General features: G+C 58.4%; 14 protein-coding genes and 2 pseudogenes. 7 read left to right on the plus strand and 9 right to left on the minus strand.

Annotation, left to right across the window (positions count from 1 at the left end; genetic code table 11):
• Positions 1-2: 2 nt before the first annotated feature.
• Positions 3-155: pseudogene (locus BLU15_RS40090) on the minus strand (IS3 family transposase); the annotation flags it as partial.
• A gap of 344 nt (positions 156-499) precedes the next feature.
• On the opposite strand from BLU15_RS40090, the gene BLU15_RS24580 reads away from it, so the two are divergent.
• Entirely contained in the window at positions 500-982 is a 483-nt protein-coding gene (locus BLU15_RS24580) for a hypothetical protein (protein ID WP_090298786.1), read from the plus strand.
• Positions 979-1,671, plus strand: coding sequence for an alpha/beta fold hydrolase (locus BLU15_RS24585; protein WP_090298788.1), 693 nt, complete (start codon positions 979-981; stop codon positions 1,669-1,671). The genes BLU15_RS24580 and BLU15_RS24585 overlap by 4 nt, the downstream gene beginning before the upstream one ends.
• Here BLU15_RS24585 and BLU15_RS24590 read toward each other — a convergent pair.
• Both BLU15_RS24590 and BLU15_RS24595 read right to left on the minus strand, forming a co-directional pair.
• Complete coding sequence (locus tag BLU15_RS24590; RefSeq protein ID WP_090298790.1) at positions 1,656-2,135, minus strand: hypothetical protein; 480 nt, start codon at positions 2,133-2,135, stop codon at positions 1,656-1,658. The two genes, BLU15_RS24585 and BLU15_RS24590, sit on opposite strands and share 16 nt — an antisense overlap.
• A gap of 20 nt (positions 2,136-2,155) precedes the next feature.
• Positions 2,156-2,881, minus strand: coding sequence for a hypothetical protein (locus tag BLU15_RS24595; protein WP_090298793.1), 726 nt, complete (start codon positions 2,879-2,881; stop codon positions 2,156-2,158).
• 253 nt (positions 2,882-3,134) lie between these two features.
• Here BLU15_RS24595 and BLU15_RS24600 point away from each other — a divergent pair.
• The 3 genes and pseudogenes from BLU15_RS24600 to BLU15_RS24610 all read left to right on the plus strand — a co-directional run.
• Positions 3,135-3,266: pseudogene (locus BLU15_RS24600) on the plus strand (IS3 family transposase); the annotation flags it as partial.
• Positions 3,267-3,426: 160 nt separating this feature from the next.
• Entirely contained in the window at positions 3,427-4,800 is a 1,374-nt protein-coding gene (locus tag BLU15_RS24605) for an ISNCY family transposase (RefSeq protein ID WP_090298799.1), read from the plus strand.
• A gap of 288 nt (positions 4,801-5,088) precedes the next feature.
• Positions 5,089-6,099, plus strand: coding sequence for an IS30 family transposase (locus BLU15_RS24610; RefSeq protein ID WP_090298800.1), 1,011 nt, complete (start codon positions 5,089-5,091; stop codon positions 6,097-6,099).
• A 212-nt stretch (positions 6,100-6,311) separates the two neighbouring features.
• On the opposite strand, the gene BLU15_RS24615 is transcribed toward BLU15_RS24610, so the two are convergent.
• Positions 6,312-8,078 (minus strand): peptidoglycan D,D-transpeptidase FtsI family protein, encoded by a 1,767-nt coding sequence (locus BLU15_RS24615; RefSeq protein WP_176960337.1) that lies wholly within the window; start codon positions 8,076-8,078, stop codon positions 6,312-6,314.
• Positions 8,079-9,437: 1,359 nt separating this feature from the next.
• Between BLU15_RS24615 and BLU15_RS24620 the strand changes: the two genes are divergently transcribed.
• Entirely contained in the window at positions 9,438-11,417 is a 1,980-nt protein-coding gene (locus BLU15_RS24620) for a methyl-accepting chemotaxis protein (RefSeq protein ID WP_090298805.1), read from the plus strand.
• 376 nt (positions 11,418-11,793) lie between these two features.
• Here BLU15_RS24620 and BLU15_RS40900 read toward each other — a convergent pair whose 3' ends face one another.
• The 5 genes from BLU15_RS40900 to BLU15_RS24645 all read right to left on the minus strand — a co-directional run bounded on the left by BLU15_RS40900 (position 11,794) and on the right by BLU15_RS24645 (position 20,358).
• On the minus strand, positions 11,794-12,468 hold the full coding sequence (locus BLU15_RS40900) for a 4'-phosphopantetheinyl transferase family protein (RefSeq protein WP_090298807.1): 675 nt from the start codon (positions 12,466-12,468) through the stop codon (positions 11,794-11,796).
• Positions 12,465-16,103 (minus strand): ABC transporter ATP-binding protein, encoded by a 3,639-nt coding sequence (locus tag BLU15_RS24630; protein WP_090298809.1) that lies wholly within the window; start codon positions 16,101-16,103, stop codon positions 12,465-12,467. The genes BLU15_RS40900 and BLU15_RS24630 overlap by 4 nt, the downstream gene beginning before the upstream one ends.
• Positions 16,104-16,199: 96 nt before the next feature.
• Positions 16,200-18,416, minus strand: a complete 2,217-nt coding sequence (locus BLU15_RS24635) for a TonB-dependent receptor (protein WP_143034249.1) — start codon at positions 18,414-18,416, stop codon at positions 16,200-16,202.
• Positions 18,417-18,450: 34 nt separating this feature from the next.
• A complete protein-coding gene (locus tag BLU15_RS24640; protein WP_090298813.1) occupies positions 18,451-19,734 on the minus strand; it encodes an MFS transporter in 1,284 nt (427 codons plus the stop codon).
• A gap of 81 nt (positions 19,735-19,815) precedes the next feature.
• Positions 19,816-20,358, minus strand: coding sequence for an aspartate 1-decarboxylase (locus BLU15_RS24645; RefSeq protein ID WP_090298815.1), 543 nt, complete (start codon positions 20,356-20,358; stop codon positions 19,816-19,818).
• 346 nt (positions 20,359-20,704) lie between these two features.
• Between BLU15_RS24645 and BLU15_RS24650 the strand changes: the two genes are divergently transcribed.
• Positions 20,705-24,667: an SDR family NAD(P)-dependent oxidoreductase gene (locus tag BLU15_RS24650; RefSeq protein WP_090298838.1), complete on the plus strand. Its 3,963-nt coding sequence runs from the start codon at positions 20,705-20,707 to the stop codon at positions 24,665-24,667.
• Positions 24,668-24,687 lie beyond the last annotated feature (20 nt).

Below are 24,687 nucleotides of genomic sequence, written 5' to 3' on the forward strand. Positions count from 1 at the left end.
CGCCGGTTCTGCTGGATGTGACCCCGGGCAACGATGCTAACCATCACATCTGGCTCATTCGTCTCCTGAACGATGATCAGCTTTTCGGCCGTCGACCAGCGACGCTGGCACTCTAGGCCGGAAAGAGCTTTTTCCTCTGGATTGTGACTGCTCATAATGGGCACATTGCCTCGCTCACTTAATAAGTGGGATCGAGGATTGCCCCATTATTTCGAGTTCCAAAGAGTGCGGTTTTGGCATTGGAGATGGATGAGTGAGTGAAGGGCAGCCCTTTGTCGAAAGGGATCGTGATGTCCGGAGGTCGAAGGGGTGTAGCACAACTTTTTTCTTTCCGTTTGTTGCTTTTCGTCTGGCATTGAATCGCAACAGTTCCTGCCAGTGTTGCAGGTGGCGATGTGGCATTTGTTGCTTCATGGTCTCCTACAAAGCGTCATTGACGCAGAGACGCTGGACAGCGACCATCTCCACAGAGACCACTCAACGCGGAATCAATTGATCAATGGAGAATACCCGAGAGAAAGTGGCCTCTGTTACGGCGAAGCTGCGAAGTTCAGGGATCATCTGCGATCTTTTTGGCGGTTGGGCCGAGGAAGTTTTGGGTCTCCGCGAGCCCTCCGCCCACGGTGATATCGATATGCTCTATCGCGGCGAGACTTTTAAAGAACTGGATTCCAAGCTTCGAGACATTCCTGAGTTTGAAGAGGTTCCGCTGAAGCGCTTCCGGCACAAACGAGCTTTCCGTTTTTATGGCACGCTGTGCGAGATAACCCTGGTTCAGGAGCGAGAAGGACCTTTTACGCTCTTCTGGGGCGACGTCCCCTTCCGGTGGGATACTCCGTTGCTGCATGGGATTTTAGTGGAGGTTGCCAGGGAGCCGATCTCAGTCGTATCTGCCAACAACCTCAAACGATACCGCGATCTCCATAAAGACACGCAGCCGCATCGCTGGTGTGACCCGCAAGCGTTAGAACCGTCCGCATGAATCTGGAACTCCTGCTGCTCCATGCGCTACCCTTGGATGGATCGATGTGGGCTTCTCAGCTCGACCTCCTGCCTGGAGCTACATATGCGCCGACGCTCTATGGTTTGGGTGATCGCGTCGAGGACTGGGCCGCCGAAGTCCTACAGCTTCCCAAGGGCGACCAAGTCATTGTCGTCGGTTGCTCCGTTGGCGGCTCATGCGCTTTGGAAGTTGCTGCTCTCGCGCCGGAACGCGTTGCGGGATTGGTCCTGATAGGAACGAAGGCAGCACGACGACTGGACCCAGCAAGCAAGGCAAAGGACATCGACGCCCTCCAAAGGCAGGGTCTTGAAGCCGCATGGAAAGAATGGTGGGAACCTGCTTTCTCGACGAAGACGTCACCTGCGATAGTCGCTGAAGCGAAGAGCATCCTTATGCGCCAAGCTCTCGATGATGTGACGCGAGGGGTTCGGGCGTTCCACACCCGCCAAAGCCGAGACGACGTGCTTTCGACGTTTCCAGCTCCAGTGCACGTAGTCACGGGTGCAGATGACGTCCTTCCCGGATTGGCGACCAGCTCCAAGCAAGCTGACGTTGCCCAGAACGGTCGGCTACATATTGTCCCTGAATGCGGGCATTACGTGCCGATGGAACGACCAGAGGCACTAAACTCGATAATCCGTCAATTGATAAATCAGACAGCGATGTGAGTGAGTTGCTTGGCGCGTGCTCGTTCGCTCGCTTCGACATGGTTCACTCGGCTAAGATAGGTTGCGGCGCGAGCTATCGGGTCATGAAGATACTGATCCGGCCCGAGCATCTTGTTGTCATTGAGATCGCGCCTGTCGAGCAGATCAAAGGTGACCCTTTCGAGACGACAATTCCATCCCTCTGCAGATCGGTTCGCCCAACCATTCGTGTGGTAGGTTAGAAGTCGGTTCCGCAACGAATAGCCGTGATGGTCGAAAGCGACGACTCCGTCGGTTACGAAGATATGGTTTCCGGCGAAGCCTTCGCCAGGGATCACGCGCTCGGCATAAAATCCGGAAAGGGGTGCCTCCTTCAAAAACACTCCGGCGAGAATGGCACACGCGCCATTTCCGAAGAAGATGCGGTCAGGCAGAGCCCAGCGTCGCACGGGGTCCTTCTTTATGCCGGGCTTCAACATGTACATGGTCGAGGACTCCCTGAGAGCTAACAATAGCCCAGTATCGAAAGAATGGCTTTTGGCGGTGTCACTCGGAACCGATCTGAGTCGTGACAATGCGGACAAGCGGCTTCCGCATCCGTCGAGTAGGCTGGCTTGACCAACCTCCCACTGCTCCTTTTTAACGCCTCATCAATCTGAACGGACGCTTCAGCGTACGTCATAGGATCGATCTCACGGCGCTGATCCTGCCAAGCTTTTTCGACGAACTTCGAATCGGCGACCTGCCTCGCGCGGGCATGATCGTCAGCACATTTGGGCGGAACGGTATCGCCCCTGCTGAAGCACATCATTTCCGAAGCAAGACGACAGGCAAGGTCTTCGACCGCAACCACTCTGATCGGTAGATCGCCGAGCATCGCGGGCCTGATCCGCTCCAGCGTAGCGCCACAGGCACTAAACACGTTGATCCGTACTCGCTGCTCCGGTTCCACAAGCTGAATGGCCAGCTTTCCTGTCGGCCGACGCGGATGCGCATGGCTGATAAGGAATGCCGACGCGAGAGGTGATGGCAACGCATCGAATCCGGAGACAACAAGGTCGATGTCATTGAAGGGCCGCCGACGCCCGATTTCTGAACCAAGAGCCGGTTCCAAAGACATCCCGCCCGTCACTGCATAATCCAGCCCGCACGCGTTCAACCTGCGGAGCACATTCAAGACCCGTTCGGCATCAGGCACTTCGAGAAACGGATCAAGTCGGAGTATTGTCATTTTCCGGTCTCATCGGACATGGGAACTGGCCCAACGATTCCAAGCGTGGTCGATGGCCGCTCAAACGTCAATCAAGCCGCCGAACTTCAAGCCGTGCTCGCGATCCGAAGATTTAGGAAAAGACGGAGAAGAAGGAACCGATGGAGCATTCTCTGAGAAGATTTGCCGGACTACTAGCAGTCGACCCATCGGGTGCTGTTTGAACCGCGCTGGGTTTGCCGGAGGCTCCAACTTCTGAGAAAGTGGAGCCCATATGAGCAAGACAACGAACAAGTTTTCACCTGAAGTCCGTCAGCGTGCCATTCGTATGGTGCTGGATCACGAAGCCGAGCACCCTTCGCGGTGGGCTGCCGTTTCATCTATTGCGGCCAAGATCGGCTGCTCGCCGCGGTTTCAGAGCGAAAAAGCAACACTTCCAAAACCGTCCTTTAGTTCCATAAGCTATCTTATCTGATCTTCCTATGTAGCCGCAAAGTTAAAGTGTCCTGATCCTGCAAAGTTGGAATGTCACTCTCCCCGGGTTTTGATGACCTGGGAGATTGCGGATGGGATTGATTGCGATGAGCGAGCGTGACCTGCAGCGGATCGAGGTCTTGTCGAAAGTGATTGCCGGGCGGATGACGCTGGTGTCGGCGGCACATGTACTTGGCTTAAGCACGCGCCAGATGCGTCGTCTGCTCGATCGGATCAGCGCTGGCGGTGCGGCGTCGATCCGGCACAAGGCGATCGGCCGGCCATCGAACAACCGGATCTGCGACGGCGTACGCGATTACGCCATGACGATCGTGCACGAGCGTTATGCCGACTTTGGTCCGACGCTGGCGGCCGAGAAGCTTGCGGAGCGTGATGGTCTGACGGTGTCGCGCGAGACCTTGCGCCAATGGATGTCGGAGGCCGGCTTGTGGCTGTCGCGCAAGCAGCGACGGACGTTCCATCAGCCGCGGCTGCGCCGCGAGGCCTATGGCGAACTGGTGCAGATTGATGGATCCGAGCATCGCTGGTTCGAAGATCGCGGCGACCCATGTTCGCTTCTGGTGTTCATCGATGATGCGACCGGCAAGCTGATGCAGTTGCGCTTTGTGCGCTCGGAAAGTGCGTTCAGCTATTTCGAGGCACTGGAGCTCTATCTGAAGGCGCATGGTGCGCCGGTCGCCTTCTATTCCGACAAGCATTCGGTGTTCCGGGTTGCGAAGAAGGATGCCAAGGGCGGCCAAGGCATGACCCAGTTCGGGCGTGCGCTTTGCGAGCTAAACATCGAGATCCTTTGCGCAAACTCGAGCCAGGCCAAAGGCCGAGTCGAACGGATGAACCGGACGCTACAGGACCGGTTGATCAAGGATCTGCGCCTGGAGGGCATCTGCGGCATGGACGACGGCAACGCTTTCCTGCCGCGGTTCATGGAGCGCTATAACCGTCAGTTTGCCATTACCCCTGCCCGAGCTGATGATCTGCATCGGCCGCTGAACCTGGCCCCGGATCGGCTACGTGACGTCCTGTGCAAACGTGAGCAGCGTTATGTCGGTGCCCAGTTGACGTTTTCGTACGAGCGCCAGCGGATCATGCTGGAAGAGAACGACGTGACGCGCGGGCTGGTCGGTCGTTATGTCGAGACTTACGCGCTTGCCGACGGCAGGCTGGATGTGCGCTGGAAGGGGCATTCCCTGCCATACCGGGTGTTCGACAAGGACCAGCGCGTGACGCATGCGGCGATTACCGAGAACAAGCGGCTCGGTGAACTCCTGACCTACATCAAGGAACGTCAGGAGCAGCAGACGAAGCCCGCCGTGAAGACCAACAGCGAGAAGAACGGCTACGTTCGACGCGCGCGCGGCCCGGGACGCAGGAAGGATTTCATGAACGATCCTGCGGTCATTGCGCGGCGGCGGCAGGCGCTCACTGACGTCGATGCGGCGGAATGACCGGCTGCTCCAACTGTCCAAGCTAAAGCCGAAGGGGTGCCCTTCAACCGCCCCCTCCCTTCCCTTGCAACCCGGTCCAGCCGGTCCGGTCGGGGGCTTGCCTCTGTGCCAGTGGAGATGTCGCGTGTCGCATGTCTAAATGGCTGAAGACGTATCCAAAGTGACATTTTAACTTTGCGCAGCGGCGGACATTTCAATCTGGCTGCCACATTTGTTGTAGCGGGGTACATTCTATTTCCAAGTGCGACATGCCAATAAAAACAAAGGCTTCGCCCTGGAGATTTTTGGATGTCGCTCTGCTATTCGCAGCTCACCCTTTCCGATCGACGACGTTTGCATCAGCTCGTGGAACGCAAAGTTCCTATCGGTGAGATCGCCCGCCAACTCGGTCGGCATCGATCGACGATCTATCGTGAACTGAAGCGCAATACCTTTCATGATGCCGAGTTTCCGGAATACAGCGGCTACTACTGCGTCACCGCCAACGAGATGGCGCGTGAACGCAGAGCCAAGCTGCGTAAGCTTGCTCGTTTCGCGCATGTGCGTCGATCGGTGATTGAACGGATCATGCACGGTTGGTCGCCGCAACAGATCGCCGGTCGAATGCGGCTGGAGCGTCATCCGATTTCCGTCAGCTACGAGACGATCTACAAGTTTGCCTATTCGGCAGACGGTCTTGCCATCAAACTGTGGCGGCACCTGCCGGAACGTCGCGCGAGACGTCGCCCGCGGCATGCCAGGCGTCGCTACGGCCGCCGTTTCAGCCCGGAACTCAACATTCTCCACCGTCCTGACACCGTCGCCGAGCGCAAGCAGTTCGGCCATTGGGAGTGCGATCTCATTCAGTTTCGCAAGAAGTTCGGCAAGGCCAACGTGACGTCGCTGGTCGAGCGGGTGAGCCGCTTTGCCGTATTCCTGCGCAACAATGACCGGCAGTCGCGACCGATCATGGACGGCCTGATCCAAACGCTGCAATCCCTGCCCTATCTCGCCCGCCGGTCGATTACCTTTGACCGCGGCACGGAATTTACCGAATGGCCGTACCTGCAGGCCGGTATCGGAACGCAGACATGGTTCTGCGACCCGCAGTCGCCCTGGCAAAAAGGCACGGTCGAGAACACCAATCGTCGTATTCGCAAATGGCTTTTGAGAGATGTCGATCCGCTTTCGATCACCGATGATGACCTGAAAGAACTTTGCAACCGACTGAACTCGACGCCCCGAAAGTGCCTTGGCTATCGAACGCCGGCGGAAGTCTTCCGCAAGAAACTACTCGCGCAGATGCGGCGTGTCGGCTAGCGTTGCACGTGCAGGTCGCAGTTCGCCATGAACTCACAAGTGGCGCGTGGCACCGGCGAGGCGCCGGCCGTCCGGGAGCGGCACGATCTCGGTCGCGCTCTATTAACGCGCAGGTGCATCGGCGTCTTGTTGACGATGTCACGGAACATAGACAGGAAGGCGGCCTTTGACGCTTAGCTTTCGATTGGAGAGCTCACACGCTACGGCGGTGTTCAATAATTGGCCACCAACTGCGGATCACCTTCTCGCCCGAAGTACGGCTCGACGCCCAGCAAAGGCCCTGCTCGACCAATAATTGCCTTGATCATCGGGGCAGCTGTCGATGCCGCCGTTCGTCCCCCATGCTCGCCTGTCCGAGGAGCATCGATTATCGAGAGGACGATGTACTTAGGCTTATCCATCGGAAAGGCCGCTACGAACGCATTGAAATTGATGTCGTTGGCGTAGCGCCCGTTGATCACTTTGTCGGCCGTTCCTGTCTTTCCTCCTACGTGGAAACCTTGAACCTGTGCGTTCCTGCCTGACCCCTTCACCCCGTTCCAATTATAGAGGTAGCGCATATCGGCGCTGGTTGTATCCTTGAGGACCTTTTGGGAAACAAGCCGCGCCTCGTCATGAGAGCGAGGCAGGAAGGTCGGCGGAACAAGTTTGCCACCATTCATGAGAGCGGCGGCCGCAATTGCCGTCTGCAACGGGGTGGTGGCGACGCCGTGACCAAAGGAAATGGTCACCGAGTTGATCTTCTTCCAGGTTCTAGGCTGCGTGGGCGTGGCCACACCTGGTAATTCCGTCTCCATTTTGGAGAGCAGTCCGAGCTTGGTGAGAAATTCTTGATGGCCCGGGATACCCACCATGTCGGCGACGGCGGCGGTTCCGATATTTGACGAGTATTGGAAGACCTCAGGAATTGTCAGGGGACGATGTTTTCCTCGGAAGTCCTTGATCGTGAAGCCTCCCATGCGGATCGGGCGAGTTGCGTCCACAACAGAGTTGAGGTTGATCTTTCCCGCGTCCAGGCCCATGGCCAACGTAAAGCTCTTGAAGGTCGAGCCCATTTCGAATGTCGCGTTGCTCATCCGATTGAACCAGCCCTTTTCGTATTCCTTATCAACGGTACCGTCCGGCAGCGTTCGTGACGGCTGGTTCGGATCGTAGTCGGGCACTGAAGCCATTGCGATCACTTCGCCAGTCTCCACATCCAGGACAACTGCACCGGCAGCTTCTGCCTGGTAGGTGTTCATGGCCCGCGCGACAGCTTCTCGTACGATGTTTTGCACACGAATGTCGATCGATAGCCTCACGGGTTCGAGCGGAGTGTTGCTTGTCATTCCGGCAGCCCGTAGATCAGCGAGGCCCTGCTGATCTATGTAGCGTTCCATTCCCTGTAGACCCTGGTTGTCAACATTTACATGGCCTAAAACGTGCGATGCCGTCGCTCCGCCCGGGTAAAAGCGCCTCTTCTCCGGCCGGAAGCCGATGCCGGGAATGCCAAGTGCAAGAATGTCAGCCTGTTGTTTTGGATTGAGTTGGCGCCTCAACCATTGGAAAGCCGTGCCGGAACGAAGCTTCCTGTGTGTATCACGCCAATCAAGATTGGGGATCACCGTCGCGAGTTTCTCGACGACTTCATCGGCATCGACAATCTTCCTGGGCTCTGCATAGAGCGATACCATATTGAGATCGGTTGCCAGCAGTTCTCCATTGCGATCGATAATGTCCGGACGAGATGCCGCAGCGTGGACCTTACGGTCGATTGAAGCTGTGTCGACTGGTTTGGCCAAACCGTACTGGACGAGACGTGCGCTGACAGTCAAAAAAACTGCGGCAAACCCTGCAATCAGAATACCGACCCTCTGCCTCGCCTGGTTCCGGCGGCGCGCAGCGGTGCCGACATTAACTCCATTTTTTCTGCTGCCACTTCTCATCACAGAAAAATGCGCACGGCATTTGAGCCGGACTGCAAGAGACATCATTGACATTCCGAACAGATCCACACGTAGCTGAAAACTAGATTGAATGGTTGCTACGACCCAACAGGAAACCGGCCCGGTAGGGCGGAAACCAATGAGGGTGCTGGCGAACCATATGGTGCAGCAAAAGTTGCATTCAACTGCTTAACAATCGATTAACCGACACACGCTGTCGTAGTATTTCCACAGAGCAAGGTATCTGTAAGTCGGCACAAATTCACCCGGTCTTGGAGACCGGGTTATGCAATGCCAAATGCGCGTGCCTATCTATGCCGTGGCTGCGTGTCGAGCCGAATTACTTGATCGCCGGCATGGATCATCGACGTTCGATGTGTAACCGACAAGATGGCGAGGCTGCCGGCGAAAGCTCCCAATCCATCCATGATGTCGCCCCCGTTTCCGCGTCGGGATCGGAACTTGCCCCGTCAAGAATAAGGATGCTCGGCGCACCAACCGTTTGGCGTTCGCTACCGGATAGTTTCATGCCACGCTCACCCACCAACGTACCAAAACCCTGGGCAGGGCCTCGATGTGTTGAAGAATCGACGCCCTTGGCGGCCCGAAGGAATAACGGAAAATATTATAAATTGCACGCCATGGTCGGAGGCTGAGTGCCGATCCCGGAGACGCGTGAGCACCGGCCCCGAACTTGTGCCAATGCCAGGCAACCGCGCATGCCTGCCGAGATGTAGGGATGCGGACGCGAGACGCTGGATAATGCCTATAACGTCGAAAGCAACGGAATCGTGATGTACTGCCCTCTTGGTTGTTGGCAATTCGATATGATGAAAATGGCACTCGCCATCCGGAGTAGCATAGATGCGAAACGCTTCAAGCGGCGGACTCCAACGCGTTGGCTCTGCTGAGAAAGGTCTGGCGCGACATTCGGGTTTGTGTGCATTTGCGGGCGATGAGCCATTTTTCGGTTTCATTCCGAATGGTAGGGGTAGAACAAACCACCGCCGTTGCTGCTTATTTCTCCCGGTCTAAAGTGTCTCGAACCCGTTGGCGTGCTCGGCATAAGAGGAAGTAGTCATTCGGAGGTTCCGGAATGATCGCATCCTGGTTTGAAGCGTATCGTCGCGTTTTATTAGTATGATAAAATTACCAAATGTATTGGACGCTGCGAAATGAAGCTCAAGTTGTAATCAAAAACCATAAAGCCACAAAACAGCGTTAGCCGAAATATGGTTATAACATTATATTAATATATGTATTGTGTTATTCAATAGTTGATATCGGCATTGCCGTCTTTATCGCCCGCTTGCGCATATCAGTTTTTTGCACGCGATAGAATGAACTCTATTTTTCAACTCTGGCTGGAACAACGAGGCATGATGCTTGCTGTTTCCACAACGGAAAACGCACATGACCTTCGCGAAATCTCTCACGCGCATCAGTACCAAGCTGACGGCTATGTCCGTCATCGGCATCCTCATGGTCATCGGCATGTTGGTATCGGTCTGGCTTGGAAATCACTCGGTAAAACGAAGTTCTGATTTCGGCCAGATGCAGTTGATCATCTCGCGTGATCTGGTCGACGCGAAAGCCTCGATGCGCGGCATGATTGCCGGCATGCTTCAGCTGCAGCTCGCCCAAACCGCTGAAGAAGCTGGAAAGGCGAAAGACTATGTTACAAAGCGTCATACGTCGGCGGTAAAGTATCTGGACCAGGCAAAGGCGTCGATGACGCTGCAGGCGAACATTGACCGAGCCCAGAAAATGCTCGACTTGAACGAAAGCTGGCTCACTATATTCGACAATTTGTCGAAACTTATCGATGCCCGACTGGGGTCATCGTCAACGGCTAACCTTTCAAAGGAGCGCGACGACGCAACCCGGATGACCGGTCTCCTCGACGAGATGAGCAAGCTCCTAGACGAGACCGTAGATGCTGCCAAAAGCCGGGCCACCTCGGCTGGGGTCGAGATTAACCAGGCGCAGACCCTGGCGCTAAACATCACTCTTGGGGTTGGGGTGTTGGTCGTGCTCACGCTGGTCGGAGCGGCCGTCTTTGGGGCGCGGGCGATCGCGCGGCCGATCGGTCAGTTAACACATAGCATGGTGAAACTTGCCGACGGCGATCTTGAAACCGGCATTCCGTTGGCCGACCGGCACGATGAAATCGGTGAAATGGCACGCGCTGTCGAGGTGTTCCAGCAAAATGGTATAAAGGTTCGGGATCTGAATGCCCAGGAAGCGGCGCTACAGGCGAAAAGCGCCGACCTACAGTCGAGTATTGGCGTTGTTGTCGCCGCCGCCGTCGCTGGCGATTTTACCAAACGCATCGACAAAGACTATTCCAATCCCGATCTGAACCGATTTGCGAAAAGCGTGAACGAGCTACTCACGTCGGTTGACCGAGGGATCGAAGAAACCCGCCGAGTTATTGCCGCGCTGGCTGAAGGTGACTTGACCGAGGACATGCAAGGCGACTTTCAAGGTGCCTTCTACGAGCTTCAACAGAATGTCAACACCGCGATGTCGAGCCTGCGCAAGGTTCTCGGCGAGGTGAAATCCGCAATCGATACAATTGGCGCCGGCACCGGTGAACTGCGCGCGGCTTCCGATGACCTTTCGCGGCGCACGGAACAGCAGGCCGCCTCACTGGAAGAAACGTCAGCTGCCCTCGAGGAGATCACGTCTGCCGTCAAGAATTCGACCGAACGGTCGCTAGAGGCCAGCCATATGGTTGATGAGGCTCGCGCCAGCACCGAACGATCAAGCGCTGTGGTCCGCGATGCGGTATCGGCCATGGACCGGATTGAAAATGCTTCGACAGAAATCGGTAAGATTATCAATGTGATCGACGAAATCGCCTTCCAGACCAACCTGCTGGCACTCAATGCTGGTGTGGAGGCGGCAAGGGCCGGAGATGCAGGCAAGGGCTTTGCGGTCGTGGCGCAGGAAGTCCGCGAATTAGCGCAGCGCTCGGCTGTGGCTGCCAAGGATATAAAGGCGTTGATCCATCGATCGAGCGAGGAGGTTAATTCGGGCGTTAAATTGGTTACGGCCACGGGCGACGCTCTGATGCTCATCCAAAGCCATGTCGTCAAGATCAACGATCACGTCCATTCGATCGCAGTTGCTTCAAGACAGCAATCGACCGGGCTTGCCGAGGTCAACACGGCGGTCAACCAGATGGATCAGGTAACGCAGCAAAACGCGGCCATGGTGGAAGAATCGACCGCTGGAACGAACAGGCTGAACGATGAGGTAAACACTCTCGCGCGGTTGATTACCAGGTTCAAGCTCGACAACCAAACACACACAGCACGCTCCGCGCAGCCTAGCCGCGAATTCGCGCTACCAAGGCGGAGCACCCAAAGAAGGGCTGGAGCACTCTGAGGACCGCGCGTCGCTTAGGCTAAACCGATCAATACGCGAATTGCCGCTTAGTGGGATCGGATGCGTAAGCGGCTGGCACCAGGCGGCCGTGAAACGGCAGCCCTCTTCCGCCAGTGCTTGCCGGCGAGCCCTTTTTGGGCTCGTTCGCCATCGGATGACAAGTTAACCGTTACCCCGGTGCTTGAAACACGCCTTCGGGAAGTTCATGTCTACGAAGATCTGTCGAAGTGGACTGAGCGACACCGCGTATGGCGTTCACCGGTTTATTCGCTTGTGAGTTCATGCCGAATTGCGACTTGCGCGCTCGATAGTTCGCGACCGGAAAGACGGGAGGGCTGTACAGAAACATAGCCACCACGACGCCCGCTCCGTCTGTTTACAGGCATTGCATCTCGATTTGGGTCCTGACGGGCGCCGCGACGCACGCCATGTACTCGCCATGCCCACAGCCAATATCGTGACAATGAAAAGCGAATACGTGGTTCTCCGCGTGAACTAGGCTCCACTGTCCTTGGGGATCTAGTCTAGCTTGAATCGGGACAACCACATCCGAAAGGACTTGAGAGAGACCTTTGCCCAGCGCCTTCACGACCGCTTCCTTGCGCGTCCAGAGCGCCAACAAGTGCATGTTCGACATCGTTAGTCCCGCTAACCGTCGCTTCTCTGCCCGAGACCAGATCGATGTAAACCACTCTTCACTCGTTGCTCGGTAACAGACTTCAAGATCGATTCCGACCGGGTACTCTCCAATAGCAAAAAGAGCTCTATGCGAACTGTGCGAGAGCGAAAACTCCGGGCCGCCAAGAAGATTTGGCTTTCCCCATCGGTTGTAGTTGTAGGCAACGTCTGTCGGCCGACAGCCAAGTTCCTTGGAGATGAGCCAGCGCATTGATTTGTGGGACGCCTCGTAATTGCGTGCGTCCTCGAAATGTAAAAACCGCGCACAACGATCGCGTTCCGTTTCGTCAAGCCAGACATTCCGGTCGAGCCGTGTCCACGTCGGATCTCTTAGGTCCAGAGACCAGACCCGAACTACTGGCAGAGCGGTCATGCCTGACCCTGCCGATCTGCTTTTTCGACTTCGGATGTTTCGTCTTCACTTGAGCGAAGAGTCCAGCTTCTTGATTTCTGGTATAACCGACGCAGCGCCGCATACGCGGCGTTGGCCTGCAGGAGTTCTTGGTCGGTGCCTCGTTCAATGATTACACCATTGGCAAGCACTATGATCTGATCGGCTTGCGCCGCGATGTCCATGTTGTGGGTGGCGATGAGCGCGGTCTTGCCGACCGATGCCGTTTTCAGGGCCCTGCGGATCTTCTGCTCGGCCTCTGGATCGACTGATGCTGTCGGCTCGTCCAGAAGCAAAATGGGGGCGTCATTCAGGATCGCCCGGGCTATTCCAATGCGTTGGCGCTCGCCTCCTGAGAGCGGTACCCCTCCATCTCCAACCATGGTCCCGTATCCGTCGGGGAGCGCCTCAATAAACTCGTGCGCAAAGGCTGCGCGCGCCGCCCTCTCGACGTCCTCGGTGGTTGCCTCGGGAGCACCAAGCCTGATGTTGGTGGTAATTGAACCGCTTATTAGAAATGTCTCCTGAAAAACGACGGAGAAGGAGCGGTGCACCTCCCGAAGGCCAAGGTCGCGAATGTCGGTTCCACTTAGACGCACGGCGCCATCGGCTGCATCCCAGAACCGCGTTGCCAGCGCCAGAACGGTGCTCTTGCCGGCGCCCGATGCGCCGATGAGGGCGGTGGTCGTTCCCTTGCTGGCGGAGAACGAAATGCTCCTCAGCCCGGCACCACCCTCATAGCGGAAGCCGACCTCCTCGAATTGGAGGTCATGCGTCTGTCCGCGGAGCGAGGAGCCCATTCCCTCTCGCATCGTCGCCATCGATAGAATGCCTCGTACCTCGCGGCCCGAGCGCGCCACGGCCCGCCCATAGCTCATCAGATCAAGCGCCTCGAACATCGGCCGGTAGAATACCAACCCGACGACGGTAAACAACACGAAGATGTCGAGGTCGATCTGGCGGCCGACGAACAGGCTGGCGCCTGCAATGATGACGCCGACAAATCCGAGTTCAAGGACGGCGGGTGCAGCAGCTGCCGAAAGCGCAAGCGACCGCGTTGCGGCCCAACTTGCCGCCTTCTCGCGCGCCAACGCCTCGCTGAACCTGGAAAGCTTGCCATCGAGGAGGCGATAGGCGCGGATGACCGGAAGCCCAAGGAGGAACTCAATGCTACGCGCATTGGCTTCCTCGCGCGAGGCGACCAGTCTGTTCCACGCCTTGCCGTAGATCTCGCTGCTGACAGCAAGGACCAGAAGAAAGATCGGGACGCCTGCAAAGAGCGCCAGGCCAAGCCGCCAATCGAGGACAATCAGAACGATGCCTGACAACAACGGCACGAAAGCGGCGCGGACCATCTGCCCAGGTGGCGTCACGAAATCCAGCTGAAAGAGGTGTGCAGAAAACAGCGTGTTGAGCATCGCTGCTCCCCGCGACTGAAAATACCCGATCGGCAGTGCTGCTAGCTTTGCCACGATCGCCCGCTGCAGATTGGAAACCGCATCCCGTTGAATCCCGAACAGGCAGCGCTGCGCCGTTAAGCTGAAAAGCCCGGCTAGAAGATAGCAGGCAAAAAGCGCCGCAGTGGCCGCGACAAGAGCCGATGCCGTCAGTCTCGCCTGCGCTGCCGCCAGCAACACGCCAATCGAAATCGCAACGGGGGCCGATACCGCAAGCACTTCCAGCGACAAGAGCGGAACCGCCCTGCTGAAGATGAGGCGGCTCGACTTACCGCTGAGCTGCAACCAGTCGCGCCAGCCTTGTGCGAAGCGCGCGGCGCCTTCCTGGGGTTCCTTGGCCAGGGAGCCGATTTCTCGGCTGTGCACGCGATCGGAGCCTGTTTCGCGACCGTCGGTCAACGGCAGGGCGACATCTCCGACGGCCAGCGGTGCGTGACCAGGGCCCTCGTGCGCCTCCCAGAACCGGGCGTATTCGAGATTGGCGAGCAGATCGGAATGTGTCCCGGCCGCGGTGATCTTTCCCCCCTGCATGAAAACGATCTGATCCGCGTGGCGAATGGTGTGTAGCCGATGGGCGATGACAATCAAGGTCCGGTCGCGCGACAATTCGCTCAGTGCCTCCTGGACCTGCGCTTCACAATCGGGATCCAGCGACGCGGTCGCCTCGTCCAGGAGCATGATGGGCGCATCCTTGAGGATAAGCCGGGCGATCGCGATCCGCTGACGCTGCCCACCCGAGAGATTTCCGCCGTTATCGCCAACGCGCGTGTCGAGGCCTTCTGGCATCCGGTCGGCAAATTCCAGAACCTGGGCGCGCCGGGCGGCCACCCGTACTTCGTCAACTGAAGCGTCGGGTCTGCCTATGAGAATGTTCTCAAAGATCGTGTCGTTAAACAGGAAGGTATCCTGGAACATGATGCCGATGCGGCCGAGCAGATCGGCCTCGGGCATCGTCCTGACGTCGACACCGCCGATGCTGACGACGCCACTCTGCGGATCCATAAACCGGGCGATGAGGCGAGCCAGCGAGCTCTTGCCGGAACCGGAGGGCCCGATCAGCGCCGTCATGGTTCCGGGCTCGACCCGCAGGTTGATGTTGCGCAGAACGCCAACCCCGCCATTGGAGAGGCTCACGTTGCGTAAGACGATGGCATCATCCTCTGGAAGCGTGCTGCCGTCCGCCGCCGCCAGTTCGTCGGCTTCCATCAGCCAGGTGATGTTCCTTCCGGCGAGCGATACCTTCCAGAAGAAGGAGCCCGCCGTGTAAACGAGGTTGAGTAGCGGCTGGGTGAAGACGAGAGCGATCAGCACGAAGAGTGCGAACGTGATGACATCGAGTTGACCGGCGAGATAAAGAGCGCCGCCCACGGGCACGATCAGCATTAGGGCCGCGCGCAACCCGACGAGAAAGACCACCCAGGGCTTCAGACTGGCAAGCTCAGCGCGCCGATTGATGTCGGCAAGATCACTGATAATCTCCATCAGCCGCGCCGAGACCGCTTCGTCTGCGCCAAAGGATTTGAGCGTCTTCATGCCACGAACGAACTCGATCGCAAGTGCGTTGAAGGCGACGATCTTGCGCCCGTATTCGCCGATCAATGCACGTTTGCTGCGCATCGTCAGCATGTACACCGCGATCTGCAGCGGCAAAAGCAGAGCGAGGACCAAAGTTAGCCGCCAATCGAAGAAGGCGAGAAAAGCCAGCATCAGGATCGGTGTCGCAATGCCGCAGGCAATATCGGAAATAGCATGAGCGAGCGCGTCTTCAAGCCTATCGACATCATCGCGCATGACACTCTTCAACCGGCCGGTCGCGTTGCGCGAAAAAAAGTCCAGCGGCAGGCGGACGCATTTGCGCGCGATTGCCAACCGAAGCTCGTGCAGCACGCCGAAGGAGGCCGCATGCGCAACGAGAGTGGAGGCGACAAGGCAGAGATGTTTCAGCACGATCGCGGCAACGGCAGTCGCGGCAAGCCAGGGCAGATCGTAGGCCATTTGAGACATGTCGGCTGCCAACGCCAGGGCAATCAGCCGATAAGCGACGAGGTAAGGCAGGATCGTCAAGGCGGAAGCCACGATCGCCAGAGCGCATGAAAGAGCAAGCAGCCACGCCCGTGATTTGGCGTGTGCAGCGATCGGTCTGGCCCAAGCAAATGTCATGTCACCTCCGCATGGAAACAAGGCCTGCCGGAGCCGCGCACCCTGCTTCCGAAAAAAAGTGATGGCGGCGCGCGTGACGTCGCCGTCTTCAGGCTGTCAGAACTTCGCGGTCATGCCGACGCCGACGGTGCGCCCTTGGCCAACCACAAGCCCGATCGCGGATGGTGAGAGGAAGGAACCGAAGGCTTCGTATCGGTTGTCAAAGACGTTGCGGGCAAAAGCATAGACCTCGAGATTGTCCTTACGAAAGCCGGTCGATAAGTTCACCAGACCGTAGTTTTTCAGGAAGGTATTGTTGACCGGGTCGGCCGCGCGTCGGCCAACGAACTGGTACTCCGCGGTTCCGAACACCTCACCATTGATGAAGCCGTTCTCGACGGGATGGTTGACGTCAAGCGCCGCATTGGCGGTCCACTCCGGTGCGTTGGGAACCTTGTTACCGCTTCGCACGCCTGCTGGGTCGCCCGCCGGCACGTTCTTGAGCTCGGCATGCGTATAACCGACGCCGCCGCGCAGAGAGAGCCAGTCGTTGGCGGCAAACCGCCCTTCGAGTTCGAAACCCTTGGTCTCGTAGTCATAGGGCAGGATGGTGAAGCTCTGGGTCGCGACACTGTAGTTGTAGGTGGGGCCGTTCTTGACGTCGTTGAAGAAGACACTGCCGTAAAGGCTCGCCCGATCGTCGAGGAAAGATAGCTTTGCACCCGCCTCATAGGCCCAAGAGGTCGCGGGGTCGAACGGCGTTTCCGGCAGACCAACGGCCGCGTTCGTCATGAACACGTCAAAGCCACCGGAGGAATGCCCCCTACCGATGCTGACATAGGTCATCAACTCGTCCGTCCACTCGTAACTAAGTGACGCGCGCCCAGTCGCGTAGGTCTCGCCAGTCTTTCCGTCCTGGTTGAAGAATGGGACCGTGCCCGGAAACCCGTTGGAGACGTACCGTCCCTTGTAGTCCTGTTCATCGCGGGCAAAACGAAGCCCGGTCGTCAGTTTGAGACGGTCCGCCAGCGGCACAGTCACCTCGCCGAAAGCGCCATAAGTCTGACTGTCGAGCGATGCGTCGAACGTGCCGTTCGCATAGGGCGAGAAGCTTCCGACGATGTTGCGAAGCTGATTGTAGCCGGAGCGGAAGTAGCTCACGCCGCCCACCCACTGAATCTCGCTGTCCTCGTAGGAACTCAGACGCACCTCCTGGCTGAAGATCCGCTCGCGCTGCGCCAAGCGGGCATGGTCGGTGGCCGGATTGGCGAAGAACGACGGGGGCAGCCCGAAGAGTGCCGAATAGAGATAGGAGTCCGTCGTGTCGACGATGTTCACAGTATTGATGCGCTGCCCGCCTGTGACCGATGTCAGCCGCCCGAACTCGAATTCATGCTCGACGGTGAGAGTGCCGCCGAGAATGTTGCGGCTGGCTTCCTGGTGAATGTCCGTACCGCTGATAGGATATTTGGGATGTCCACGCAAAATGAACTGCGGCAGGTTGACCATCCCATTTTCATAGAAGCCGCTGAAGGTCACTGTTGTGCCTTCGGAGCCTTCCCATTTCAGCGTGCCGTGCGCGGCCGACAGGTCGCGGTTACCGTCCTTGCCACCGATGATGCCGTTCGGAATGTCGCCGTCGAAATTGCTATAGCGCACCGCGCCACGGGCGTAGAGTTGATCGGGTATCAAGGTCCCGCCAGCAACGAGATCGACGAAACGATAGCCATCGCTGCCGACCTCAGCCCGGGCCAACACCTCGGGCGTACCGTCGGCCTCGTTGGTCACGACGTTTACCACGCCACCGAGCGTGCTGCGTCCATAGAGCGAGCTCTGTGGCCCACGAACGACCTCGATCGTCTGCACATCGAGCGGCTGCATTCCGGCGCCGAGCAGGGTTGTCGGTGCGCCGTCATAATTGAAGGTTACCGTCGTGTCGGTCGAGTTCAGCGGACGGATGAGAGCGCCCATACCGCGCATGGTGTAGGAGGCCTGCGTCGGGTCGCCGATGTCGGCAAAGTAGAAGTTCGGCGCCGACCGCGTGATCGAACCAGGCGCATCGGCAACCGTGTTACGCAGGTCGTCCGCTGTCAGCACGGTGATGCTCAGCGGCACACGAGCAATGTCTTCTTCGTGCTTGCGCGCCGTAACGACGATGCCTTCGAGAACCGTGGTATCTCCGTTGGCCGTATTCGGTTTCTCTTCGGACAATGGTTTCGGCGCTGGTAGTCTCGCCTGCTTCCCCTCCTGTGCGATCGCATTTGTGGCCATTAGGCTCACGAGTACCGAGCAGACTGAGGCATTCAGGAGATGCATGCGGTAGTCCTTTGACACGATCTAGTCCCTTTCGACCATCGTACTGAAATTGCTAGGAGATATGATGCGGGGTTGCAGCCGCCGGCCGTCCGGCGGCAAAGGCAACGATGGCGGCGGCGACAAGCAGGAATGCAGAAAGCAGGAAGACGAGCGAATAGCCAATGACACCTGCAACCAGGCTCGCGCCAAGGCCCGCGCCGATTGCAAGGGCGGAGTCGACGCTCTGCAGCAACGAAAAATCCGTGCCCGCCTGATGTGCCGCGCACCACCCCATCATCTTGACGAACAGGCCGACATAGGCGAGCGCGAACAGCGCGCTTTCCAGTATGACGAGAACGATGATCGCTTCGACGGCACATGACGGCTTGCCGATGGCAACGCCCCAGAGCCCGACGACGCAAGCGGCATGAAGCAGCGCGAACAGGCAGAGGAAACGGGATACGCCGAGCCCGCGAATGAAGATCGGGCCGATCACAGCACCGCAAATCCCGGCGATCACGGTTCCGATGCCGACGACCCATGAAACCGTTGCCAGCGACAGACCTGCGTCAATCATGAAGGGGCCCAGCAAGGACGCCGCCAAGCGTCCGCCGAGCTGGTAGAGGACGAGGAACCCTATTCCTGTAACCAGTTGCGGACGCCGGAGCGCGCCGAGCAAGCTTGGCGCGGGATGGTTTTCCACTCGAAACGCTGGAGCAGAAAGGGAGCCCGAAGTGACCTTCACCACGGCGGTCAGGACCGCCAAAATGAAGGCCAAAACACCCATGGCGACGGACCAACCGAACGCCACGTAGAGTGGCAACCAGGCGCTGGACCCTAGAACGTAGCCCAAATAGGTTCCGGCGACCTGTGTGCTTCCTGCAACCCCGCGGCGGTTGGTCGGAACCGCCTCGATGGCGAGCGCATCCGTCGAGATATCCTGGGACGCGATGACGACCATGACTATAAGCAGCGCGGCCGCCATCCACGCGGGATTGAAGGCTTGAGAGAGGTTTTCCGGATTGAGCAGTGCCGCACAAAGGAAAATCAGCACGAGTGAAACTTGGCAAAGGTGGATGACGGCCAGGCGTCTGGTCGCCAGGCCCATTGACCACCGATCCATCGCCGGCGCCCAGAACGGTTTCAGCACGAGCGGCGAGAACAACAGATATGTCAGGCCGATCTGGGCAAGCGGGACGCCCTTGTCGCGCAGAATCGACGGCAGCACGAATTGTGCGAGGCTGGCGGTGAAGCCTTGCGCCGCATAGAGAATTCCAAAAACGGAGACAACGGTGACCGCGGTCACGCTCCGCGCCGCTGCAGCCGCTCTTTCGTCGGCCAGATCATTAACTGCCATGGAGCGATACCACCCTCTTGCCACTGGCCGCAGGAAAACACGCGGCCAGGCGAACCGAGCCGCGTGCCTTCAGAATTTTTTTCAAAGGACCGATTTCAGATGACGCGAAACGACGTCCGCGACAGCGTGGTCATCAAGCCCGCGCTGCCTCAGATCCGTCGTGAATGCGTCCACGTCCACGGATCCGATCTTGCGGACGTTTGCGCGGGTCGGCGGCTCGATCACCATACGGAAATCGAATGCGCGCTCCGGCGTCTGGTTGACTTCGTAGTGCAGAACTTCCTCGACTTCGTTTGAAGGGCCGAAGGTAAGGACCTTGGGCCGGATGTCGTAAAGCTGCTGTTCCGGAATGTAGGTCGAGGCGCAAATGATCAGAGAGTCGCCCTTCTGGCAATTGCGGGCAGACGGTCCATTGAGGACGCAGCAACGCGACCCCGGATCGCCATAAATCACGTAGGTGTACCAACGCGCGCCGTTGCTCTTGTTGAAGAGATCGACGAATTCCAGAGGTCGGATCCCCGCCTGTTCGCATTGATCGGGGTCCAAGGTGATTGAGCCGTGATAGTCGAGATCGGATCCGGTTACCCGAATGCCATGCATCTTTGCCCTTACAACCTGTAGCATAGAAAACTCTCCGTCGACGTTTAATCAAACGGTGAATTAAGAAACATGACTATAAGAGTCAACAAATATTTCGCGGTAACGGCTGAACTTTTTTGCGGTGCAAAAAGTCACACTTTAGAAGCCCTCAAAAGTAGCAAACGGCGAAACGTTTATTCTTGACTCTTCGAATCATGTTTTCTATAGGAATCGTCTGCAAGTTGGAAATCGCGCAACTTACCCATTGATTGTATTGCGCTTTCCAAAAAAACAATCCGCCGGCGACCTAAAAATTCCGCCGACGCGATCGCTGACAATGCTCGTATAAATTGATCACAGATTGATGACGTCTGTGGCGTGAGGAGCGTTCATGAACCGCGTAATCATCCAATCCGATTTCTGCGAAGGCGATGTGACGAAACTTGATTTTTCCTCTTCGCTCGGCGAGATCGAAGCGCTCGCAAAAAGTGTATACAATGTTGTCGACGCGGCGCTGCTGGGCGACCGGCTCTTTGTCGTAGCGCGTGATACCGGCGGAAGCCCCGAATTGGTCGAACGCCTGGCCAAGCAATTGGGCGGAGCCCTCGACAAGCTGGACGTCATCCTTGTCAACGCCATCCCGCGTACGCCATGCGGGAGTGTCGACACCCGGTCGCTTGAGGCGATCGCTCCCATTTCCACTCGTATCGTCGGGGCTCTTACGGGTCATTGCCAAGCACTTCCCACCCTGAGGCGGATAAGAACCGCTCCTGCGCTGCGTCACATCGACGACGTCACCACCCCTAGTCCATTGCTCGGGGAGTTGTACGAGGCGGTGACGCTTGACCGTCTTGCGGTTGGAACGGACGTGATCGACCGGCCGGCCTCCTATATTGACGGTGATGCTGTACCCCCCACGGAGGAAACGATCGCAATCGTTGACGTCCTCGAAAGGGCAGGGCGGACGAAAGGAGGTATTCGTTTTCTTTCAACGACCGGCACAAAACACATTGCCTACAGCCAGTTTCGAGACAGGGTCGTGCAACGCTCCGCGGCATTGCGCGCGGAAGGCTTCGGGCCGGGACAAAGCTTGATCCTTTGCCTCCGTGACGCCGAAGACTTTGTTGTCGCCTTCTGGGCATGCCTGCATGCTGGCGTGACCGCGATCCCGCTTCGACCGCCGCGCCAATGGTCCGAGGAGGACCCTATAGCCAGGCGTTTTCGCCATATGTTCAGCCTTCTCGACGCGCCGGCGGTTCTGGCCGACTTGCCCGACCATGATGGTATCCGCGCCGTCCTGTTCGGCGCCGATCTCCCCTCTCCGCATTTGCCGGTGGCAGCTGAAGGCCATGCCTTCGCTTCCCCGGCTTATCAGTGGCCGGCCGCGCAGGCGGCGATGATCACCTTTACGTCCGGCAGCACCGGCCTGCCGAAGGGCGTTCCGCTCAGCGCCGCCAACCTAGTCTCCACGCCTCTGAACCTGCGGAAGAGTCTCCACCTCGCGTCAGGCGACGCTCTTTTGAGCATCATGGCACTCGACCATGCCGGTTCGCTCGTCGGTTTTTGCGGGGCAGCAATCTGGTCCGGCGCCGATCTGGTCGTTGCTCCGCTCGACCCTGTACTTGCGGAACCATCGCTGCTGGTTGAATGGCTCGCGCGCGAGCGCATCACGCACTCCTGGGCACCGGACTTTCTCTGGCAATTGCTTGCCGGGGCCGCCGCCGCAAACGAACCGACCGATCTCACGCGGCTGAAAGCGCTGATATCGGGCGGAGAGAGCGTTCGCCGGGAAACATTCGTCAAACTCAAGCACGCGCTTGAATGCCACGGCGTCTCTGACAACATTTTTCGGACCGCCTGGGGCATGTCGGAGACGACGTCCTTCATGACGCTTTCCGCCCCTTGGGACGATGGTGAAAGCCACGCGGTGAAGGGCGGTATCCTGGACAACGGAAGACCGCTTGGCGGCAACGCGTTCCGGATCGTCGATGCGGCGGGAAACACGCTACCGGAGACGATGACGGGACGCCTTCAGGCACGCGGGGTTTCGGTGTTTTCGGGCTATTCGAAAAACCAGGAGCTTTGCCACACCGAAGACGGTTGGATGACGACAGGCGACCTTGCCGAGATGCATGATGGGCGCACCATCATATGCGGGCGCGAGAAGGAAATGCTGATCGTCAACGGTCAGAACATTCCGCAGGTCGAAATCGAAGGGCAAATCGAACGGCTGGAGGGCGTTCTGCCGAACCACATCGTCGCCGTTGCTACGCGCAATGTTCTCAGCGAGCGCGAAGAACTGATCGTCTTCGCGGTACCGGTGGATGAGGATTTGGCGGACGAAGAACGAGCCGAACTGATCAGGCAGATTGCCGGAACGGTCTCGGGGTTCTGCGGCGTCAGACCCGCCCATGTCCTGCTTGTCGCACGCGCCGACATTCCGAAGACCGGAATAGGCAAGCTTCAGCGCAGTCTGCTTCGAAAGCGTTTCGAGAGGGGGGATTTCGCGGCCGAAGTGCGAGCCAACGACGTTCTGCTGCAAGGCGAAAGGCATGTCTTGGCCGATGTGCGGCAGCCGTATTGGGAGTCGATACTCCCGACGGGTGGCGAATTCCGGCTCTCGCAACGCTCTTTCGTTCTTCTCGGCGACGAGCTAGGCGAAGTCGCAGCCCTGCTTTGCAAAGACGGTGCGCAGGTGATCGAGACACAGGCGGAGAACCTCGAGCTTCCCACGACTCGAGATGATCTTACCATTATCGACGCTCGCCCTCTGGCGATCCGACCGGACGATGCCGCCGCACTCCATGCTGCCGTCGCCGGTGTCGCCACGCTCTGCGTCGAGTTAGTACGGCAAGGCGTCTCGCGAGCAGAACTGATTGTCGTAACCCGTCAGGGCATGACCCTCGTCGACGATCGTGCGACCCGTCTGCCGGCAGGCGACGTCGTTTTTGGCGCCATCAGCGCCCTTCATGCCGAGAGCCCGGGCCTGACGACCCGTCTCGTGGATATCGACACCGAAAGCCGAGCGGCGGTCATCGTCCCCTGGATAAGGGCGCGACTTCCTGCGAGAGCCTTGGCCTTCAGGCAGGACAGCTGGCGCGCTCTGCGTCTCGGGCCACCGATCGGCCGTGGCGATGCCAAACACTTTTCATCTCTCTCAGCCGGTGACGTGGTTCTCATCACCGGCGGTCTCGGGCGCATCGGACGGCATCTGGCGCGCCGCCTTGCCGTTGTTGGTGGTTGCCGCGTGCTCCTCGCCGGGCGCCGCGCGTCCGCTCAGATTGCCCGGGACCTCGCCGAGGTGTCCGAGCACGCCGACGGTCGTATTGCCTATGTCCAAGCAGACATTCGCGATCCCGCCGCGGTGGTGCGAGCCTTCGAGTTTGCGCAGGAGAAATTCGGGCAATCACCCGCGTTCGTTCTCCATTTTGCCGGCGAAACCGGTCGCTCTCCGATCGCTTCGATCGATGAAGCGACGATCGAAGCATTCCTCGGCGCGCGCATCGATGGTACCGCCAATCTCACCCGAAGCCTCGACTCCCATGGCGGCGGTACACTGGTCACGTTTTCATCGGCCTTTGCCTACATCGGTACGCACGACCACCTGGCGCGTTTGGCGGGGGAGGCAGCACTTACAGGTATGGCTACCCGTTTGACACAAGCATACCTAAACGTGCGGCAGGTTTGCCTCGTTAGCGCGCCGTGGCTCACCGAAGAACAACCCCAGGGGTTCAGCAGCTACTTGCGCCGACAAGGGCTACATGCGCTTTCACCTCTTCAGGGAGCGGCGGGCATCGCCATCGCCCTCGCTTCGACCGAGATCTCGGCCGTTACGACGCTCGGAATAGACAGTGGGTCCGCGGCCTGGGCGGATTTCGCCTTCGCTCCGGCAAGCGGTATCGAGGAAATCTCCGTCGAGAGCGAAACGGCTCGCAGCGCTTGCCTTGCTGTTCTCGATGAACTAGCTCCCGGACATGTTTTCCCCATTGCCGTGGTCAACCGGCCGGCCGCGCGGACGGACAATGCCGGCCAGTTGGTCGGCATCATCATCGAGGTCTGGCAGGATGTGCTCGGCAGCGACCGGCCCTTCCATCCAGACCTCAATTTCTTCGATGCCGGCGGCACCTCGATCGCAGCGACGAAGGTTCACGCGCGCCTTGTTGCCAACGGATTTGAAACCGTCGGCCTGATCGACATCTTCGTGCACCCTACACCCAATGCGCTCGCAGCGTTCCTCGACGCCCGTTCCAACACAGCCCCCGTGCGGGGGAATTCCTTGCTGGACGAGGCCCGGCGTCGCCAGAAACGTCGACAGGTCGCGCGGCGCGACCGCAAGCCTGCACCACGCGCTTGATTGCAATCATACGAGGACGA

This window comes from Ensifer sp. YR511 (genome assembly GCF_900103045.1).
GTDB classification, from domain to species: Bacteria; Pseudomonadota; Alphaproteobacteria; order Rhizobiales; family Rhizobiaceae; genus Ensifer; species Ensifer adhaerens.

Excerpts from the sequence above, each read along its gene's own strand:
- BLU15_RS24620 (WP_090298805.1), top strand. The coding sequence starts at position 9,438 with ATGACCTTCGCGAAATCTCTCACGCGCATCAGTACCAAGCTGACGGCT.
- BLU15_RS24595 (WP_090298793.1), bottom strand. The coding sequence starts at position 2,881 with ATGACAATACTCCGACTTGATCCGTTTCTCGAAGTGCCTGATGCCGAA.
- BLU15_RS40900 (WP_090298807.1), bottom strand. The coding sequence starts at position 12,468 with ATGACCGCTCTGCCAGTAGTTCGGGTCTGGTCTCTGGACCTAAGAGAT.
- BLU15_RS24610 (WP_090298800.1), top strand. The coding sequence starts at position 5,089 with ATGTCGCTCTGCTATTCGCAGCTCACCCTTTCCGATCGACGACGTTTG.
- BLU15_RS24590 (WP_090298790.1), bottom strand. The coding sequence starts at position 2,135 with ATGTACATGTTGAAGCCCGGCATAAAGAAGGACCCCGTGCGACGCTGG.
- BLU15_RS24585 (WP_090298788.1), top strand. The coding sequence starts at position 979 with ATGAATCTGGAACTCCTGCTGCTCCATGCGCTACCCTTGGATGGATCG.
- BLU15_RS24615 (WP_176960337.1), bottom strand. The coding sequence starts at position 8,078 with ATGTCAATGATGTCTCTTGCAGTCCGGCTCAAATGCCGTGCGCATTTT.
- BLU15_RS24630 (WP_090298809.1), bottom strand. The coding sequence starts at position 16,103 with ATGACATTTGCTTGGGCCAGACCGATCGCTGCACACGCCAAATCACGG.
- BLU15_RS24645 (WP_090298815.1), bottom strand. The coding sequence starts at position 20,358 with ATGCTACAGGTTGTAAGGGCAAAGATGCATGGCATTCGGGTAACCGGA.
- BLU15_RS24640 (WP_090298813.1), bottom strand. The coding sequence starts at position 19,734 with ATGGCAGTTAATGATCTGGCCGACGAAAGAGCGGCTGCAGCGGCGCGG.
- BLU15_RS24650 (WP_090298838.1), top strand. The coding sequence starts at position 20,705 with ATGAACCGCGTAATCATCCAATCCGATTTCTGCGAAGGCGATGTGACG.
- BLU15_RS24580 (WP_090298786.1), top strand. The coding sequence starts at position 500 with ATGGAGAATACCCGAGAGAAAGTGGCCTCTGTTACGGCGAAGCTGCGA.
- BLU15_RS24605 (WP_090298799.1), top strand. The coding sequence starts at position 3,427 with ATGGGATTGATTGCGATGAGCGAGCGTGACCTGCAGCGGATCGAGGTC.